At 63.7% G+C, this 19,254-nt stretch carries 13 protein-coding genes; 6 read left to right on the forward strand and 7 right to left on the reverse strand.

Features of this window, described 5'->3' with window-relative positions:
* Positions 1–235: hypothetical protein (locus KA354_19525; GenBank protein ID MBP7936838.1), on the reverse strand; the 235-nt coding region annotated here is incomplete at its 3' end.
* A 1,894-nt stretch (positions 236–2,129) separates the two neighbouring features.
* Between KA354_19525 and KA354_19530 the strand changes: the two genes are divergently transcribed.
* A complete protein-coding gene (locus KA354_19530; GenBank protein MBP7936839.1) occupies positions 2,130–2,300 on the forward strand; it encodes a hypothetical protein in 171 nt (56 codons plus the stop codon).
* 176 nt (positions 2,301–2,476) lie between these two features.
* Complete coding sequence (locus KA354_19535) at positions 2,477–2,926, forward strand: hypothetical protein (protein MBP7936840.1); 450 nt, start codon at positions 2,477–2,479, stop codon at positions 2,924–2,926.
* A 147-nt stretch (positions 2,927–3,073) separates the two neighbouring features.
* Here KA354_19535 and KA354_19540 read toward each other — a convergent pair whose 3' ends face one another.
* The 3 genes from KA354_19540 to KA354_19550 form a co-directional block, all read right to left on the reverse strand.
* Positions 3,074–4,225, reverse strand: a complete 1,152-nt coding sequence (locus KA354_19540; protein MBP7936841.1) for a hypothetical protein — start codon at positions 4,223–4,225, stop codon at positions 3,074–3,076.
* A 241-nt stretch (positions 4,226–4,466) separates the two neighbouring features.
* Positions 4,467–4,754 (reverse strand): hypothetical protein, encoded by a 288-nt coding sequence (locus KA354_19545; GenBank protein ID MBP7936842.1) that lies wholly within the window; start codon positions 4,752–4,754, stop codon positions 4,467–4,469.
* 160 nt (positions 4,755–4,914) lie between these two features.
* The gene (locus KA354_19550; GenBank protein MBP7936843.1) at positions 4,915–5,814 is read right to left on the reverse strand and encodes a prepilin-type N-terminal cleavage/methylation domain-containing protein; all 900 of its coding nucleotides are present in this window, start codon (positions 5,812–5,814) and stop codon (positions 4,915–4,917) included.
* 564 nt (positions 5,815–6,378) lie between these two features.
* On the opposite strand from KA354_19550, the gene KA354_19555 reads away from it, so the two are divergent.
* From KA354_19555 to KA354_19570, 4 genes are all read left to right on the forward strand, one after another.
* Complete coding sequence (locus tag KA354_19555; GenBank protein MBP7936844.1) at positions 6,379–7,479, forward strand: substrate-binding domain-containing protein; 1,101 nt, start codon at positions 6,379–6,381, stop codon at positions 7,477–7,479.
* 140 nt (positions 7,480–7,619) lie between these two features.
* Positions 7,620–9,929, forward strand: a complete 2,310-nt coding sequence (locus tag KA354_19560) for a hypothetical protein (GenBank protein ID MBP7936845.1) — start codon at positions 7,620–7,622, stop codon at positions 9,927–9,929.
* Between the two features lie 135 nt (positions 9,930–10,064).
* On the forward strand, positions 10,065–10,856 hold the full coding sequence (locus KA354_19565) for a PEP-CTERM sorting domain-containing protein (protein ID MBP7936846.1): 792 nt from the start codon (positions 10,065–10,067) through the stop codon (positions 10,854–10,856).
* A complete protein-coding gene (locus KA354_19570; GenBank protein MBP7936847.1) occupies positions 10,853–12,742 on the forward strand; it encodes a hypothetical protein in 1,890 nt (629 codons plus the stop codon). The genes KA354_19565 and KA354_19570 overlap by 4 nt, the downstream gene beginning before the upstream one ends.
* Positions 12,743–12,782: 40 nt before the next feature.
* Here KA354_19570 and KA354_19575 read toward each other — a convergent pair whose 3' ends face one another.
* From KA354_19575 to KA354_19585, 3 genes are all read right to left on the reverse strand, one after another.
* The gene (locus KA354_19575; GenBank protein MBP7936848.1) at positions 12,783–14,630 is read right to left on the reverse strand and encodes a heparinase II/III family protein; all 1,848 of its coding nucleotides are present in this window, start codon (positions 14,628–14,630) and stop codon (positions 12,783–12,785) included.
* Positions 14,631–15,170: 540 nt separating this feature from the next.
* Positions 15,171–16,346 (reverse strand): PEP-CTERM sorting domain-containing protein, encoded by a 1,176-nt coding sequence (locus KA354_19580; protein ID MBP7936849.1) that lies wholly within the window; start codon positions 16,344–16,346, stop codon positions 15,171–15,173.
* 346 nt (positions 16,347–16,692) lie between these two features.
* A complete protein-coding gene (locus KA354_19585) occupies positions 16,693–19,218 on the reverse strand; it encodes an exo-alpha-sialidase (protein ID MBP7936850.1) in 2,526 nt (841 codons plus the stop codon).
* Positions 19,219–19,254 lie beyond the last annotated feature (36 nt).

Consider the following 19,254-nt stretch of genomic DNA (forward strand, 5'->3'; position numbering starts at 1 on the left):
CCGCCGGTGCGGACGGAACCACCGTCACCGGCTGGAAAACGCTCCGCCGATCAGTCTGTGGCCGGCCCTCGCCGCGACGCCCGCACGCCCCGACCTTCTCACGCCAGTAATAGAACGAGGCCACCGAAACACGCTCCCGGGCACAGAACGGCCCGACGGCCAGTTCGCCACGCGAGAACCGCGAGAACCGCTCCCGCCACAACGCCAGCTTCCGGGTATCCGTTGAACGAGGCATTCAGACTCTCCTGAACGTGCAAACTCACACCAGCAACACGTGCGTCAGGATAGCCGGCTCGTCAATAATGGTTCTGGTGGGCGCTTACACGGACGAGTCGCGGGTCGCCGGAGACACGATCAGTCATCCCAAAACCGTCTTCGCCGAGGACTTGCCTTCCTCACCTGGTTGCCCTATAATGGAATCTGACAGGAGTGGGACCGTAAGCTGGTCATTAGCTCTTGCCGAGTAAACTGGCCCTTGTTCAGTAAACCTCGCGCCTCGTGTGGCGCGAGAACCGGTAAACACGTCGTTAAACGCTGTCGTTTTCCCTGATCGTTCACGGGACGGAGCGAGTCTGTCTGCCGCCCCCAAGCCGTCGCTCTGGCCAAGGACGGCGTGTGTTGTTTTGCTCGGCCGAGTGTGCGGCTGGGCTTGGCGAGTGGGTGCGCCCGGCAAGCTGGGTGAACCACTCAAACCTTCTAGCCATATGCCCTCTCGTTTACCATGGAGGTAAAAAGAGGGTTACAGGAGATGTCTCATGAAGTCAAATGTTGATAAGAAGCCGCGGTCGCGTCGCGAGAGCGTCATACGCAAACCGCCCGGGTTGGTTTACTGCCTCACTGTCCTTTTCGGGCTTCAGAAGGCCATGGACAATCCGACCGAGCTGGTGAAGATCATCGAGGCGAACGGCCGAAAAGCCTCGCGCTTTCTGGGCCTTCGACTCCTCCACACATTTGTCGCCGCGAAGGCCCTGGAGAGTTTGAACGAGAGCAGCGAACACAGGATCCGAACCCGGCCCTTGGATCCGGATAAACTCCAGCTCCTTCTGAAATCTGAGGATGTGAGAGTGCCCCTTCGGACAGCTGTGCATTGGATGGAGATGGCTCGGAAGTACCCGACTTTCGAGGATTTTCAGGAGGTTCTTAAGGCCAAGCCTCCGAGAACACGGCTGACCCGGTCGTCCGCCAAACGCCCGGCGGATAGCCCGACTGGCGATCAGTCCCCTGTAGAGAATCCAGCCCTGCCGGCCGAGTCTGCAGGGCGAACCGGGTCGGATCCTAGGTCTCAGGGCCTTTGAGGCGCGTGCCTAGGTATCCGAGGATCGAGCGTGACGGGCCCCGCCTGCTGAACGGCAGGTGGGGCCCGCGTCATGTACGCCGGTTCGATCAACCCATGGTGCAAGCACTTCGGTCAGGTACTCGAATGAACCAATGTTGTGGAGCTGGCAGGTGTGAATGAGGCTCATGAAGACATCGCCGCTGTCGAGCCCGTCCGGCGGCCGCAACAGACCGGGCCGGGTCTCTCTCCCAAACCTTGGCCCACGGCGGTCGGGGTATCCGCGGATTGGCCGCTGGCAATCACACCTCCGAAGAAGACGTCGCAGCATCGCAAATTCGGGGTCGACCTTGGCGGTCCTGTATCAACGTGTTGAGGGCGAGGATTTCGCTCGGGTTCCACTTACCTCCCAAGGGTAGCCGCGGCGGTAACAGATACAAGCCACGGCGCTTACCCCGCGCGATCATCCCCACCCGGGTCAGCCGGCTCAGCAACCTCAGTTCCTGTTGGGGGGAGAGTCGTAGCGGCTTGGTCAGTTCGCCGCGACGCACCGTTTGCGGCCGGCGCATCTGGGCGTAGGTGAGTAGTCGGTTCTCCAGTGGTCCCAGTTGGGTCTTCACGGCGGTATTGTATTTCTCTTCAATCCCCTATCAGGCGATTAGGAAACAATGGAATTCAATCCGCCTTGCCCGTGCCCCGCACCTGCCGAGCGAGGTCAACAACCTCGGGTCCGGTGTCTCCGAGGTTCCTGGGGCCACCACACTCATCCGGCTGGCTCCTGCCGCGCTGTTCAGTCGTTGCCCTCGCTGATAAGGTCCTCAGTGACACCGGGCCTCTTGAGCAGGTCGTCTGTCTGGTGACGGGGCAAATCCAGAGCCGGCAGAAGCTCCGGCCGCGAAATCCGTTCCTGGCGATAGAGCTCGACCAGAGCGGCCTCCTTCACAGCCTGGTTCAGATTCCCAAGCTGCCGGGCCAGGCGCTCTTCAAGATCCGCCTCGATGCCTCGCTGCCCGGGACACCCGATTGACGCCTCCGATCCGGCCAGCTAAGGTCATGGGATGGAATCGGTTGATGTGGTCAGAATGGACAAGACCGCCTTCTCGATAGCCCGCCTGACCGACCCAGACGATGCCAGGGAATACTGGGCGACGAGGAGCCCTGAAGAGCGGCTTGCGGCGGCGGAGTTGATGCGGCGAATCGCCTATGGCTACGATCCAGCTACCACGCGACTTCAGAGAGTTCTTTCAATTGCTCAACGCTAACCAGGTAGAATACCTCTTGGTCGGCGGATACGCGGTCATCTACTACGGTTACCCTCGCTCCACGGGTGACTTGGACGTGTGGGTGGCGACGAACGCAGACAACGCCCGGAAGTTGTTGGCCACCCTCGACCAGTTCGGCTTCGGGCATGCGGGGGCCACGGCCGAGGTGCTCTCCGAACCCAACAGGGTGATTCGTATGGGTGTCCCGCCGCTGCGAATCGAGATCCAGACCTCGATATCCGGAGCAACGTTCGCCGACTGCTACGCCCGGCGACTCATCGCCGACCTGGGCGGCATCCCCGTACCCGTCATCAGTGTCGAGGATCTGAAGCGCAACAAACGGGCTGCCGGACGACACAAGGATCTCACCGACCTGGAGAACCTCGGCTAAAACGAAAGCCCGGGATGCGGTGACTTGCCTGACCGCCCGAGTGGCAAGATGAGCCGCAGTCGGAGGGGTGTGCCCAGTCGCTGTCGGTCAGCCTTCTCGGCCATCCAGAGGATGGGCAATGCGTCGGGGGCATCGAAGGAACCTGCTTCACGGTCCCACCTTCATCTTGTGGTCGTCCGCCGCCGCTCGGGTGGACAACGTGAGCGGCTTGCTGGTGATCAGCCCAATCCCCCGGCCGCTGCTGCCGCAAGCGCAATAGTAGAGGTAGAACATCTCGTTCTTCGAGTTGTACACCAGCGAAATCTTGTGGGCATACTGCCTGTCCAGTCCGCTGGGGTTGCCTCCTGCTTTGTAGAGGGGTTCAGGATGCGACGTCCAATGCACCAGGTCGCGTGAGCAGGCCACCATGATATGGGCGCCGCCGTGCCCCACGCCGAAGTAGAACATGATCCAGTGGTCGCCATCCTGGAACACCTTGGGATCGGACGCGAACTGGGCGTCGTAGCTGCCTTGGCGATTGCGAATCACCGGATTGGCGGGATACCGCATCCAGTGCAGCAGATCGGTGGAGAAGGCGAGGCCGGTCTGCTCGGTATCGCCGTGGGCCGCGTTGTAGAAGTTGAAGAACCGGCCGCGGTGCTCGACCAACCACGGTTGGTAGACACAGTCCTTCTCCCAAGTCGCGCAGTCAGGATCCTGGACGGTCAGGATGGGCGCGTTCCTGGCCCTTCGCCAGACCAGGCCGTCGTCGCTGCAGGCTACGCCCTCCTGGCCGGGGCGCAGTTCGTAGCCGCCCTGGCGCGGGTAGCAGCCGTAGAGGGTCCAGTATTTGCCGTCACGTTTCTTGAGCAGACGCGGTGCTTTGATGTTGTAGGATTCATAGAGGAACGCGCCGATGACGCACCCGCCGAAATCAAACTCGTTCGGGGGGCCGAAGCCCATCGCCAGCCGTGGGTGGGTCCACTCGATCAGATCCGTGCTTTCGGCGACGAAGGAATGGTAGCCCTGGCCATTGAAGGCGATGAAGCTCATGAACCACTTGTCCGGCTGGCCGGGCAGTTGATAGACACACGGGACATCCGTGCTGTGGAAGGTCTCGTAACCGGGAATGCGCGGCTGGGCCGAAATGACGTGCTTGGGCTGGTAATACCAGCCGCGATAGGGTTTCGACCACTTGTCCAGGGTTTCCCGATCAAGGTCCGGAGTCGGCGTCGGCTCGGCAGCCGCCAACGCGGCCAGTGGAGTCAGCATCGCGACGGACAAAGACCCGGCAGTGTTCATCCATGGTCGCCTGTTCATTTCACTTCATCCTCCGCCTGGCTTCCAGGCTTGCCATGCATCGATCGGCCGTACCATCCACCCGGCGGGCGATAGGGTGATCGCTACTGGCGCCACTCCTTCCGTGCAGGAGTTCCTGGAGCTTGCGTTTCGCCGCCTCGGACGCAGATGGCCGGACCCGATTGACTCAGATCCCCGCTGCTTTCGCCCGACCGAGGCGAATCGGCCGGAGTGAGGCGCTTGGGAGCCAGGGCCACCCCGGTTACGCCCCCATATTCGCGGCCCGGCGCGGGCTGCTCGGCTCTTTCCGGGAATCCTGCCGCTCTTCGGGGTGGTGGGCGGCGCCCAAACAGGGGGAATCCTCCCTCAGCCGGAAGTCCTGCCGGGCCACATCTCTGAGCCGCGGATCGGCGGCCATCGAGTGCGGCTCCAGCTGCAGCCCGGCCTGGTACTCCGCGAATTCCTCCAGCCGGTACTTCTGCCCAGCCACAGCCATCATTACCCCTCTGGGCTGGTACCAGCAGTTGTAGTCCATATCCAGGGCCTTCAAGTCAGCCTCCTGCCAGACCTTCCTGCCGCACGACACCCCGCCGTCGAAGAACAGGGCATCGTGTCCACCAGGTTATTCCCCTCCGTGTGTTGCCGGGCTTACTGCCCGGGGGGCCAGACGCCGCGGCGGTATGCGTCGGGGTCGCTTTCGCCAGGCGGAGTTAGTAGCTGAAGGCGGCCGTTGCCTGGCTGCCGTAGCCGTCCCGGGCCACATAGTACTTGAGGATCTTGTGCAGTTCGACGCGCCCGTCTCCGTAGCCGACGTTGGTGTCGATGAAGCGGTTCCAGTAGGCGTCCATCCGCGGGGCTGGTTCGGGGTTCTTGGCGTGAAAGGTGCGGTAGGGGTTCAGCGGCGTTCCGCGCTCAGCCGCCGGCCAGGCTTCGTTGACATCGGTGACAATGACGTCCTGGGGATGGCCAGCCTCGCGAGGTTCATGACCCTGGTCGGCGGCCGACGGCAGGATCTTCGATGCCCCGTAGTTGCCCGACTTGCCCCAGAGGAAGGTGATCGGGTTGTGGCTCCGATCGGGTTGCATGCCGGCCAGCAGGTTGTAGCCCATCATGTAGCTGACCGGTCGGGGATTGCCGAAGTCGCACACGAAGAACACCTTGGACCATAGGTTGCGGTCTTCCTCGTCCATGAGTCCCTGGTAGCCGAATTTGGGCTGCAGGTAGTAGTCGCTGGACAGCAGCGGGCACCACAGCACGTCGGCCTGCTTGCTGGCCGCGGTGTAGTACAGGAATCTGCGCATGTCCGGCGTGGCCGTGCGATTCATCTGGATGAAGTTCGCGTCGATCACCTTTCGGCTCGGGTACAGGCCTCGGTTCTCGGCCGCGTAGATCAACAGCCCCCTGCTGATTTGAGAGACTCGACTCGCACAAACCGCGACTTTGGCCCTCCTTCGGGCCCCACTCAGCGACGGCAGGAGAACGGAAATCAGCAATGCCAGGATGGCCACAACCACCAGGATTTCGATGAGGGTGAAGGCGTAGAACCTCCGAGCAGCTTCCGCCAGGGCGGGTCTTGGCTTCGTTGACCGGACCAGCGCGTCGGCAACCACGAGCGAGTCCTCCGTTCTCTGCCGATCGACGAAAACACGTCCAGGTGGTGGCCGATCCCCGGGCCTCCCGTCGGCCGGCAACGCCCGACGAGATTGTACGACGGATCGCCATTGTCATCGTACACTCTCGTCCTCCGATGTCAAGCCCTTGGCCGGGGTGACCTGCTGCTTAGCGGCCAGCCCGGCCGACACCCTGGGGGGAGGGCGTGGGCAGCCGGTGCTGGCTTGGCCACCCCCGTTCACCCGAAGGTCTGAGCCTGGGTCGCTCACTGTTGATTTGCATGTACTTGCGAATCATGAGGTTAAATGTACATGGAATCGCCCGTGGAGGCGGAGAGAACTCGTTTTCGGACTTGTCCGCTTGACCCGGCTCGATGGCCAGCAGGCCAGCAAGCCGGTCAATGCTGACCCCTGGCTTGGGATTCTCCTTGATCGACGGGAAGCCGATGTTATACTGACGTGTATCGCTGGGAGTCGGTGAGTAAGGACACTTTTCGATGCGGGCCGACGCATGGGTCGGGTCCTTCCCAATCCACCTGCGGTGTTCGGCGGCGGGAAAGCATCATGGTGAGTGACACGCGAGAGGTCGGCGCTTTAGCCGCGAGGTTGGTTCGGCAGGTACGCCGCCAAGTGCTCAGCGGACGGCTGGTGGGGGGAACCGAGCTGCCGTCGGTCCGGAAGCTGGCCAGCCTCAGCGGGATTGGGAAGGACACGGCCAGCCAGGTCCTGCGCTGCATTGAGAAAGAAGGGTGGGCCAAGCGGAAGTCAGGCTACTCGCTTCGGATCACCGACGATGCGGTGACCGTGGCCAGGAAGCACTCCGAGCTTGAACCCCCCACGGTCATCGTCATGTTGGCGGGCAAATCGATCCGCGGTTTCGACCCCGGCATGGTGGATTTGCTGATCGAGGGCATCTCCCAGGTCTTCCACTCGGCCTCCTTCCGCAGTATTTACTTTGACCTGAGCCGGTGGATGGGCTTCGTCCGTCAGTGCCTGGAGGAGGGCAAGCAGTTGTCCTGCGAGGTCGGCTACGTGCTACGCAGCTTGCCGTCGGAAGTCTACCAGTTCTTCGCCAGCAGTCGAGTACCTTGCGTCGTGCTGGGCCATTGTGATCCAAGTCTCAGTCTTCCCTCGGCGGTGATGGACATGGTCGAGGTAGGCCGTCTGGTGGGGAATGCCCTGTGTCCCGGCGGGCGGCTGGTGGCCTTGTGCCAGGACAATCTGGTGGGCTCGGAAATCCAGATCATCGAAGGTGTCCGGGAAGTGGCCGCCTCGCTGGGCTGCCGGGTACCTACGCCGGCGGATTTCCACTACCACCTGCCCACCGACTTCAACGGCGCTGTCGCAGGGATCGACCGGCTGCTGGCAGGGCGGGACCGTCCTGCGGGTCTCCTGGCCCTGCGGCCGGACTTCGCCCTGGCTGCCCTGAAAGTGGCCGCTCGGCGGAGGATCCGCATCCCTGACGAACTCCAGCTCATCGGCCTGAACCACCACCCGGTCTTCCGCTACGTGCATCCGGCGATCACTTCGGTGGGCGACTCCTGGGTGGAAGTGGGCCGGCAGTGTGCGATGTTCCTGGGTGACGCCCTCGCCCACCTCCCCACGACCGCCTCGCGATACGTGGCCGCGACGACCATGGAGCGGCAGGAGTCGACACGGGCGTGAGACACGGGGATCGACCGCGGCGCGAAGGAGATCGGGATGGCGAAGTGGGTTCGGAACGGGCTTCGCAGTTTGAACCGGCCACGGCCTGATGCGAACGATTCGCACCCGTGGCCTCGACGAATGCAGAGGAGGAAGACGAGATGACAAGAGGCGATTCCATCAGGCATTGGAGCGCGATGGCGGTGTTTGTGATCAGCGGGGCGCTGGCCAGTCACGTTCACGCCCTGGTACTGATCAGCCACCAAGGCCAGGCCGATCCGGTCGGCGAGGGTTGGACGGCGAGCGCCGGCGGCAGCTCGGCAACCAACGCTGGAGGCAACGACGGGGAGGATTACTGGGGCATGCAAGTGCCTTCGGCCTCACGCCTCGGCTACACCGTGAACATCAGCAGCGACAACCTCGGCCATCCAGCGGGTTGGACGGCGACCGTACGCGTGAAGCTGGTTTCGGGAGGCGACATAGCCAGCCAGGCGGCATTGCAGGTCATCGACGGCAAGGACCGCTTTGACATCTATCTGGCGGATGGCACCGGATCCGTCGCTCAAGGAGTGTGGATCCGGGGTGCGGCGGGCGACGCTCAGATCAGCACGCTCGATCCGTGTGCCGCCTATCACACTTACCAGATTGTCTTCGATCCGGCCGGCAACGGGGGCAGCGGCACCGCTTCTTTCTACATGGACGGCGCGCTGCTCGTGACCCAAACGCGCGACGATGCCGTGAACAATACGCAGTATCGGCGGATCCTCTGGGGTGACAACAACTCGGGGGGCAGCAGCAGCGAGTCACGATGGGCTCTCGCCCGGTTCGAGTTGGGGCAGCGCCCGCTGGGGGTGTCCAATGACATGTGTGTCAACGCCCTGGTCGTCGCCGACGGCAGCTATGCCACGGACACGACCGTTGCCACCAATGACGGCGTTGCCTCCTGCGGCACGTCATCGACCAGTCCGGATGTGTGGTACGTGTACACCGCTTCCTGCAATGGCAAAGTGCATATCGACACGTGCAACGCGGTGTACGACAGCGTGGTGTCCGCCTATCGGGTCACCGGCTTGCTTTGCCCGGCCGAACCGGCCGACGAGGCGGGCTGCAGCGATGATTGTGGCGGGGCCCCGTGCGGCGGCCCAGGTTCTTGTCTGGTGCTGCCGGCGGTTGCCGGCGACAGGCTGCTGATTCGTGTATCCGGTGCCAACGGGGCGTCCGGGACAGCAACCTTGAACGTCGCCTGCATGGTCGATCCTCCTCCGCCCAACGATGTCTGCTCGGCGGCCGAAGTGGTCACCGAAGGGACGGTCACTGGATCGACGCTAACCGCCACCCCCGACGGCGACGCAACCTGCGGCTCCTCGGGAGGCACTCCCGATGTCTGGTATTCGTTTACCCCAACCAAGTCGGGTACGCTTCGGATCATCAAGTCGGCGGCGTCCGCGATGTCAACCGTGGTCTCGGTCCACCGCACTTGCCCGGGTGGCCTGGAGAACCAGCAGGCCTGCGCGGCCAATGCCGTCCTGCTGACCAACGTCACCGCGGATGTCACCTATCTGATCCGGGTGGCCGGCTTGAACGGGGCTACGGGCACCTTCGCCCTGGAGCTATCCGTCCAGGAGTTTCCGGTCGTCATCACCCACCAAGGGTTGAACGACCCGCTGACGGAGGGCTGGTCGGTCGAGGACCTTGGAACGGGAGATGCCGCCACCCTCGGTCCCGGCGATGATGGCGAGGATTACTGGGGCGTCCAGGTCCCCGACTCGCGGCGGGTGGGTTACACCGTCAATGTGAATTCTGCGGAGTTCGAGAATCCCAGCGGGTGGACGGTGACCATGCGGGCCAAGGCACTGTATGCAGCTGATCAGAGTCAGGCACAGCTCCAGGTGATTGACGGCAAGGACGTGTGGGCTTTGGACCTCATCGACGGCAGAGGCAGTTTCCCCCGTGGCCTCTACGCCCGAGTGACCGCCAGTCCGGGTATCGAGCTGATCGCGGATGTCGACCCAACGGCGGTGTACCACACCTATCAGATGGTCTATGATCCCGCTGGGGACAGCGGCCAGGGCAGCGTCTCCTATTACCTCGATGGCTTGTGGGTCGGCTCGCGCACCCGTGCACTGGTGCCGGATAACACCACCTACTCGCGGGTGCTGTTTGGCGACAATACCGCCCAGACGCGGGGCTACGCCACCGAATCGCACTGGGCGATGGTTCAGCTGGAGCTCGGTCAGCGGCTGGTGGTGATGTGCCACGATCCCTTCGCAGATTCCGACGGCGACGGCGACGTGGATCAGGTCGATTTTGGCGCGATCCAGCTCTGCTACACGGGAGCAGTGAGCACGGTGACCAGCTCTTGCGTGTGCTACGATCACGACCAGAACGCCTTCGTCGACGCCCAGGACCTGGAAGCATTCTTCCGCTGCGTGGGCGGGCCGGCGGTCCTGGCCGACAAGGACTGCGACTGACGACCAGAGGCTGGAGGAGTTCGAGAACGTCACGCGATTTCGCTTCGATGTTGACCTGCAGGGTCGGTCGGTGAACCGGCGTCCGGTGCACCGCCATCCCCCGGTCCCGAAGCCCAGACCAAGCGAGGAGGAGAAATGCGAAATCTGTGGAATCAGGCGGTGTACTTCGGCGTTGCCATGATCGTTCTGGGCCTGCTGGCATCCGGCGCAGGCGCCACGGTGCTCGTCACTCATACCGGCAGCGCCGATCCCACGACCGAAGGCTGGACGGCTTCCACGGGCGGCGGTGTCTCGACCAGCGGGCCGGGCAACGAGGACGGCAAAGCCTATTGGTTTGTCCAGTCCCCCGAGGCTAGTCGGCTCGGCTATACGGTCGACCTCACCAGCGGTAACGTCACCGACCCCAGCGGGTGGACGGCAACCGCGGTCGTCAGGCTTGTCTTGGGTGGAGAGCCGAGCAGCCAGGCGGCCCTGCAGGTCATCGACAAGAAAGACCGGTTCGATATCTACCTCTCCGATGGCAGCGGCACGGTCGCCCTGGGTGTATGGATCCGGTCGGTAGCCGGCGATGTTCAGGTCAGCAGTGCCGACCCGCGCGTCGGCTACCACACCTATCAGATTACCTTCGATCCCGCCGGCAATGCAGGTGACGGGGCCGCTTCCTACTACATGGATGGGGCCTTGCTCGCGACGCAGACTCGCGCCGATGCCGTGAACAACACCAGCTACCGCCGGATCCTCTGGGGCGACAACAACAGCGGGGCGGGCACTCCCAGCAGCGAATCGCACTGGGCCTTCGCCCAGTTCGAGACCGGCCAGCGCGTCGTCCCGGAGCCCGCCACAATCCTGCTGCTGGGTGTGGGCGGCCTGTTGTTCCACCGTCGCCGGCGACGAAGGTCGCCGCTGCTGCAGAGGCAGACGAAGTGAGCGAACCACGAGTGGCCGACAGGCTGGTTGCCGTTTGTCTCGCGGCCGCGTGCATCCTCGGCGCAGACGCATTGCCCGAGGCCCGCGCCGTCTGGTTGATCGATGTGCGCAAAGTCTGGGACCAGGCACCCCACAATGCGTTTACCGACCTGATCCGCTTCCAGGGCCGGTGGTTTCTCTGCTTTCGGGAAGGTCCGATTCATGGTGTACCCCCGCTGGGTACGCCGGGTGGAAAGCTGCGCATTCTGCGTTCCGACGACGGCGAAAGCTGGAGATCGGCCGCACTCCTGGACTGCGGTTCAGACCAGGATTTGCGGGATCCCAAGTTGAGCATCACGCCCGATGGCCGGCTGATGCTCATTGCAGCCGCAGCCCCCGAGGCTTCGCCAGACGACCGGCAGTCGCTGGGCTGGTTTTCAGTCGACGGCACGGCGTGGACGGGTCCCATTGAAACCGTCGAACACAACCTATGGTTGTGGCGCGTCACCTGGCACAACGACATCGCCTACGGCTTCGCCTACGGCCGGCAGAGCAACGCGTTCCTCCGTCTCTACAGGAGCGCGGACGGAGCACTCTACGAGACGGTAATCGAGAGCCTGCTGGCCGGTCAGGATTACCCCGGCGAGACCACGATTCGATTCCTGGCCGATGATACGGCCTACGCCCTGATCCGGCGGGCAACGGGCACGAAGACCGGCCTGCTGGGCACGGCCCAGCCACCGTATGCCAACTGGACCTTCAAGAACCTCGGCGTGCAGCTTGGCGGCCCCAACCTGATTCAACTGCCGGATGGGCGTCTTGTGGCCGGTACACGACTGTACGACGGGACCACGCGCACCTCACTCTGCTGGCTCGATCCGCAGGCCGGCACGCTCACGGAATTCCTGACCCTCCCCTCGAGCGGCGACACGAGCTATCCGGGCTTCGCATGGCATGAGGGCATTCTCTGGGTCAGCTACTACGCTTCGCACGAGGGGAGGGCTTCAATCTACCTGGGCCGAGTGGATTTCAATCGGGATCCACCTCCCTTCGTTGTTCGGCATCTTGGCTGCACCGATCCGCAAACGGAAGGGTTCTCCGTTTCCGTCGTCGGCGAACCCGCGACGCTGGGCGGCGGAAACGATGCCGAGGATCACTGGTCGATCGCCGCGCCCACGTCAAGCCGGCACGGTTACACGGTCAATCTCGATCCCCAGGTCCTCGCCCACCCTGCCGGCTGGACAGCCACGGCACGGCTCAGAGTTGTGGCCGCCGCGGCCCCAAGCCAGGTCCAGCTCCAGGTGATCGACGGCCGAGATGTCTGGGCGCTGAGTTTCATCGACGGCCGAGGGGACTGGGCCCGCGGCGTGTACAGCCGGACCACAGCTGCCAACGGCAACGACTTGTTGAGCGAGATCGACCCCACGGCGGATTACCACACCGCTCAGATCGTCTTCGATCCTGCGGGCGATGGCGGAAAGGGCATGGCTTCGTTCTACCTGGACGGGCAGATTCTCGGTTCCCTCACCCGGGCCGAGGCGCCCGACAACACGAGCTATCGCCGCATCCTCTGGGGCGACAACACCAGCGCCGGGCCACCTACCGAATCACGATGGTCATACACCCGGTTTGAGACCGGCCGGCAAGCCCCCAAGCTGTGCGGTGCCCACTTCGCGGATGCGGATGGCGATGGTGATGTAGACCAGTCCGACTTCGGCATGCTCCAGCGGTGTTACACCGGGCCTGACGGCTCCGAAAAAGCCGGCACGATCGCGTGCCGCTGTTTCGACCGCGACTTCCACGGCCTCGGCGACGGTGATATCGATACGGATGACCTGTCCGCGTTCATGGTGTGTTACCGGGGGCCGGAGTTGCCCTTATCCCCCGATGGTGACCATCGTCCGTGATCGGCCAGTCCTGAAGCCGAAGGCGACGGATGCCGGGGCTTCAGGGGCGGGCCAGGACTCCTTCGGCCGACCACTGGCCCAGCGGAGCGGCGGTATCCAGGGCATCCAGCGGACGCTCGCGAACGGAGAACAGCACGGCGACGCGAGCACGGGGAACAGCGGTCTTGACGCGGACCATGAGCTTGCGGGTGTTCTTGACCGGTTCCTGAGGCTTCTCCAGTCGGACCTCCTGCAGCTGCCAGGCTGCGTTCTTCGGCTCGAGCACGTCGGCGTACAGCTTCTTGTTCCCGAGGGTCAAGATGGCTCGGCGCCCGCGGCTGACGACGGCGGCATGGGTGTGCATGGCCCAGTCGGCCTCAACTGGAGTGGCGGCCTCGATTTCATCTTCGACGAGTATGCGGTCATCGCCGATCAGGGCAACACCGCGACGGACCTGCTGAGCGTGTTTGGCGTAGGCAGCCGTCAGATCGGCCACCGCAAACGAACCGCCGCCCGCGATCCTCGACTCGAAGGCGACCAGCGGGGCCTTGGCCGCGGGATTCTGGTTGTCACCGTTCAGCACGAGCGTGTTCTGGCCTTCGCTGCGCAGGCGGTAGTAAGTCCATCGCTGCTTGCCGAAGTAACCGGGCATGTTGTAGTTGTCGCCCCCCAGTTCGATCGCCCATCGCTGCCCGAGGGCGTCCAGCACAAACGTTCCGAGGTCCAGGTGGCTGTGATTGGCCTTGTTGTCGCCGCCTTTGAACGCAATGAACAGGGCCTGCGGGTCGTTCCACTTGCTCCGCAGATAGGCCGAGTGAATGCCGCGGAACTGGGCCGCGGTCGGCAGTCGTTCCATATCCGCCGCACTGCCGCGCGGGTCGTACCACAGCAGGTCGAAGATCTCTGATCCGCCGAATTGTCGTTCGTTCACCGCGTACGCCGGCCGGTCAAACCGGCGGGCGAAGTACATCATTTGGGCCGCGGTGCCCGGCTTTGAACCCCCGTCGGCATAGTTGAATGTCAGGCCCGTCGGGCCAATGGCGTGGATGCGATACAGGCCCGTTTCCGCGAAGCCGGGCATGGCCTGCAGACCGAAGTCATCGCCCAGGGCCGTGTTCAAGGCGGCCCAGTAGAACGCGGTATAACGCATCGCGTAATTCCAGTAGCCAGGCCCCTCCGCCCACCCGCCGTCGGGTGCCAGGCTTGCCATCGCCCGTGGAATCGACCGGCGAGCGTGCGAAATCACCTCGGCGGCCAGGGAGGGCTCCTCGTCGGCGATGGCCAGTGCCCCGACGGTCATGCCCCCGTTGCACACCTGGTTCCAGTTGTGCCGCGCGACCGCCCACCAGCGACTCCTGCGATACACGTCCAGCCCGGGTTTGAGCCCTTTCTCGGCAATGGCCGTTCGGATGGCTTTACGACTCTCCTCCGAAAGCTGGTCGTACAGCCAGTCATAGCCGATGCCCAGGGCATTGCTCATCTCCGCGGTGTCCAGGAAGTGCGAGGGGTTCCAGTCGGCAAAGGTGGCCGCGGTCAGCATCTCCTTCTCCGCGCGTTCGGCGAACCGTCGGTCGCCCTCCAGCCGGTACATTCCCGCCAGTGTGGCCACACGCCGCAGGCAGGTGCGACTCTGGCTGAGCAGGCGCGGCCCCTCCAGCCTGTGCTCGACGGTCGGCTCGTTGAGTATCTTGACCGCCTGGTCGCGGAGCCGATCGCAAAGCTTGCGGACATCCGTGTTCGTCTTGACCAACTCGCGCACGCGGGCGATATCATCTTCCAGCACCAATAGCCGCGGGTGGGCCGGACGTAGCGTACGCAGAACCTGCGCGTCCGCTGGAGTGGTTGCCGGCTGGGCAGAGGCCAACGCCGCGAAGATCATCGACACGATGAACGCTATTACGGTATGCATGTCATTGCCCCACAACGATTCGTGGAAAAGGACTTCTGCGAGAGCTCGAGAAGACTCGATCCCCATTTCCGAGACTGCCTCACCTGGTTTCGCCGCCAGGTGGCAGTCGGCCATTGTACAACGCTTCAGGACTCAGAGGGTACTGAACTCGCCGCAGTACGCCTATGCCTGGGCACAGCGTTGATGCACTGCCGCCTTGTCGTCGGATCGGGAAGCCCCCCCTGGGCGGGCCTCTGTCCCAGTATCTTGCCTTGAGTCGCCAGAATCAGGAGGGATACCCGTGGGCTACGAAGGACATCCGCTCGGGAAGGAGAGCCGATTCTGTCCTCCGCTTGACGGCGGCCTGTTCACCTTCCGGCTGCGGGCGCAAGAGCAAGGGCCCGGATCTGATCCGGGCCCTGCTGCATCTGTACACGAAAGTAACCCGAAACCGGTTGATCTTCCGGTTCAATCAGGGGCTAAGCCAAGACGCTGTGACCCACACATCCCGCTTGGCCCCTGCCGGCGAGCTGCCGGTACCATCCCTGCTGAGCCGGAGCCTTAGCTCCGACGACGGCGGGCGCCGAGCAGGCAGCCACCGATGCCCAGGAGCAGGACGGTCGTCGGCTCAGGGACGACACCGAAGACCATCATGGCGTTGGCCGTGTTGCTGTTCGGGTCGGTATCCCCGATAACCAGATACCGGCCGTCCGGGGTGAAGGCTATGGAGTAGTTGAAGTTCGGGAGACCTTGCCCCTGGGTGGTGTTCCCTTCCTCCACGTCAAAGTCGATCTCCAGGGTGGCCACGAACGTGACTGGGTCGATCCGGTAGAGGGCGTCGTCCGGCACGTAGGTGGCTGACGGGTAGTTGTCATCGTCCACCACCCAGATCGAACCGTCCAGCGGATTGACGGTCATGCCCTGAACGTTATCCAGCAGGTCACCGGTCAAGCTGGGCAGGGTGATTTCGTGGGCGGTGAGCACGCCCTCGGGGCTCAGCGTGAAGATCTGCGTCACCGGCTTACCATCAACCGTGCTGGTCATTTGGACCGGTGCCATGTATACGACGCCGTTCTTCTGGTCGGCCGCCATATTCTCCGGACTGGCGTCGGGCATCGTGCAGTTCGGCAACGTGGCCCAGGTCGCCATCGTCTTGTAGCCGGACCCGTCCGGAGAGACGGACTCGATCGCATTAGTCTCGTTCTTGTCGAGGCCCTTGTCGTTCAGCAGGATGTCGCCGGGTTTCGCCATGCTTCCGTTGAAGCCGGGGGGGGCAATCTCAGCGCCAAAGGGATCATCGTCGCCGGTGCCGCCCATGAAGGCATTGCCAGCAAACACAACACTGGCGGTGGCGGTCCCCATCGGGTCGGTGATCTTCCGCAGGCCGGCAGTGTAGTCGTAGGGTATGTAGAGATCCCCGTTAGCGTCGACCACGACGTCGGAGGGGTTGCTGTCGCCCAGGTCACCCAGGCCTATCGACTTCGTGGTCCCGGACATGAAATCGGGGGCAAAAATGAGGGCCCGTACGTCGTCCGTCGTTTCGCTGACGTAGTACAGGACTTGACCCGAGGCATCGAACGCCGCTCCGGTTGCCGCACCACCGACCGGGACGGATGCCTTGAAGCCACTGATGTAGCTGCCGAAGCCGCCGAACTCGACCGCTTGGGCCAGCCCCGCTCCCAGCAGCAGCGTGGCTACCAGGCCGAGAGTACTTATTGCACATCTGGTTGATCGCATTCCTTCTCCTCCAAAAACACGTCCCAAAAGCGAAATGACGAAAGGACACCAGTTTCCCATAATCTACTCCGGAGACGACTCAACGTCAATAGCGGCCCACCACAGAGGAGGATTCTGGAAGCGATGACGGATGGCGGCGTTAGTCTGGAGGAACATCTTCCGGACGAAAGGGAATCCATGGGTTTCTTAAGAATTTATTGTGCATGAAGTTATGGTAGTCATGGGGCTCTGCCAGGCACCCCGAAGGAGGGCCTCGGAACAGGGGGAGGTCTCACCACCGGGTGACGCTGCAAAGCGATCCCGGAAGTCTTGGGTCTGTCCTTCGAGGCAACGGGCATGGTTGCCCTCACCTCGCTCCGTTGGTCCAAGTCACGCGGGCGACGAAGACGCTGCCGTCGGCACCGCGCGGATCTGGTTGGCCTGCCAGCGTGTACTCGGCGTCCGTGATCCACGATTCGCGGTCTGTGATGGGCGTCGCTCCGAAGTTGCCCAGCATGGCCCCCCGTTCCGGAATCAGGACACGCTCCGTGGCTCGCAGAACGCGCAATCTGGCCGGGTCCACCTGGGCGATGAACAGGGGAGCCCGGTGGCGGGGGATGTGATCATTGCCTGCTCCTCGGCGGGTGTAGCACAGGAACAGGCCCTGGTTCGTCGACAGCCAGTGCTGCTGCGTGTTGTAGCTGCCGAGCTCGTTGCCGTCGTCGAACAGCCACGGACTCACCGGGGCGTAGTTCAGCCCGTCCTGACTGACCGTCACGTACCCTCGTTTGTCGCTCCGGATGGTCAGATACCAGTGGCCGCGGTGATGAACGATGGAGGGTTCACTGAAGCCTCGGTCGATGTTCAGAAGGAGTTCATCACCGCGTTCGAGGCACCTGAGCTCCCGGCCATCGAACGCGCAGCGAATCACGCTGACCGATGTCGGCGCACTTGCAGACTTCCCGTGATAGAAGGGGACGAGCAGCGTGCCACCCGGTTCGACCGCCCACTGAGAGCAAGCGCTTCGGAAGAAGTTGAATTCCCCTCCGGCGGGCGGTTGCACGGCCTGCCAGTTGGACCATGTGTCGCGCTCCGGATCGTAGACGGCGTACGCGGTCTGGTGCGAGCGCGGCCGGTCGTCGAGCTGCCTGCCTTCGGGGTCGTAGCGGACTTGGGCTCCGATGGCGATCACCCGCTTCGTCGGCTGGTGCCAGCCCGGGGTCACGTCGGCGACGGCGATGGTCGCACCCCCCCGCTCCTTTCGCCAGGCGAGTTCGGGCACTTCCGTCGGCCCGGTCCACGTCCGGCCCAGGTCGTCGGTGCGCATCATGTACAGGCCCGAGTAGTGATCCGATGCCCGTAGATGCTTCTGAAGGGTCATGATCACGGCGGGCTTGCGGTCACGTCCCGCGGCGGGCACGGCCGCGACCCGGGGATGGAACCAGCAGAAGTCCGGTGAAAGCTCCTTCTTCGCCACGTCGAGCCGCACGTCTTTGATCAGTTGGGTCGGGAGCCTGGCGTCGAGGGCCTTGGTCATGGCCTCGATCATGAGGTTGTCCATCATCGGCGGCACCCAGCAGTAATTGTCGTCGTAGCCGTCTCGCCAGCACTGGTCCGTGGGCATGTACCCGGGAGCCCCATCGCCAAAGCCGGCCACGACCACAAACGAATCCGGACGCAGCCGCTGGGCGGTGAGCTGGTAGGCTACGAAGCTCTCCGCCGGCATGATCATGAACTGACTGGCGTCGTCGCCCAGCGCCAGGCAGGGGACGTCGATGGGATGTCGGGCGTCCACGCGCTGCCGCCAGCTCAATCCGAGCGCGGCAGAGATCCTCGGCCAGCGACCGGCTCGAGCGTCGGCGAGCGTCGTCCTCATGGCATCCAAAGCAAACCCGCCGGTGTCGCGGGCAGGCAGGGCTAGCTTCGCAACGCGGAACTGGACGCGGCCCAGGGGGTGTTTCTCGGTTGCGTTCCAGGCCGCAAGCATGGCTTGGTACAACCGGTCGGCGAGGATCGGCCGGTTTTCCGCCGCACCGGTGTTGTACTTGCCGGCCGTGGTGTCACCCGCGCACCCGGTGAAGTAGATCTGGAGGCAGCCGGAACTGTCTTTCTGTCGCCGAGCTCGGGCCATGCCCGGGAAATCCGCCGAGACGAATCCGCGCCCGTAGTGGCTCATCGGATGGACCGCGTAGCAATTCCATGCGACCACCGGCCGATCACCGTCCCATAGGCTGATCGTCTTGAGCCAGGGATCGATTTCGCCCTCGGGGGCGCCGTACATGTCGCCGCTGGAACTGCCCCGCCCCCAGTGGATCTTGCCCTCCGGGGTCATCACCCGGCGGTTGGATGCGATCCGCTCCACTTTGGCCTGGCCGATTCCGAAGTGAGTCACGGGACGCGGAGACGCCAGGGCCTCACGCAAGGCCCGGGCCGTCCTCCGCACGGCGGTCTCATGGAATTCGAGATCGCAGTTCCAGCCTTTCAATCCCTGTTCGTTCAGCAGTTTCTGCGCCGTCAGATCGCAGATGGGCGCATCATGCTGATGGACGGTGGCCAGCATGACCCGTTCCCGGCTTGTACCGGCCGCCTCGGCCAGGGCTTCCCGCCATCGGTCGTACGAGTCGTTGTTGCACTGGCACCAGTCCAACGCGATGACCACCACGGGTTCCCCGGGCCCCAGCAGCACACATCCCTTGGCGTAGAGCGGGTCGACGATCTCCTTGGCGTCAGCCACACCGCCGCCCATACACGCATGGCCTATGGGGATGGTCACGTCGGCGGAGAAAACCGCCACGCGGTAGGGGGGCTCAGAGCCAGAAGGAGCGTCCGCCGCCCCCAGGGGCGCGGTCGCGGAGAAGAAAGAAGCGATCACAGTGGCAAGCAACCGGGTCACAGCGAGACCTCCGTTTCAGCAGCCGCGACCGCGGGC

This window comes from Phycisphaerae bacterium (genome assembly GCA_018003015.1).
In the GTDB taxonomy this organism is placed as follows: domain Bacteria; phylum Planctomycetota; class Phycisphaerae; order UBA1845; family PWPN01; genus JAGNEZ01.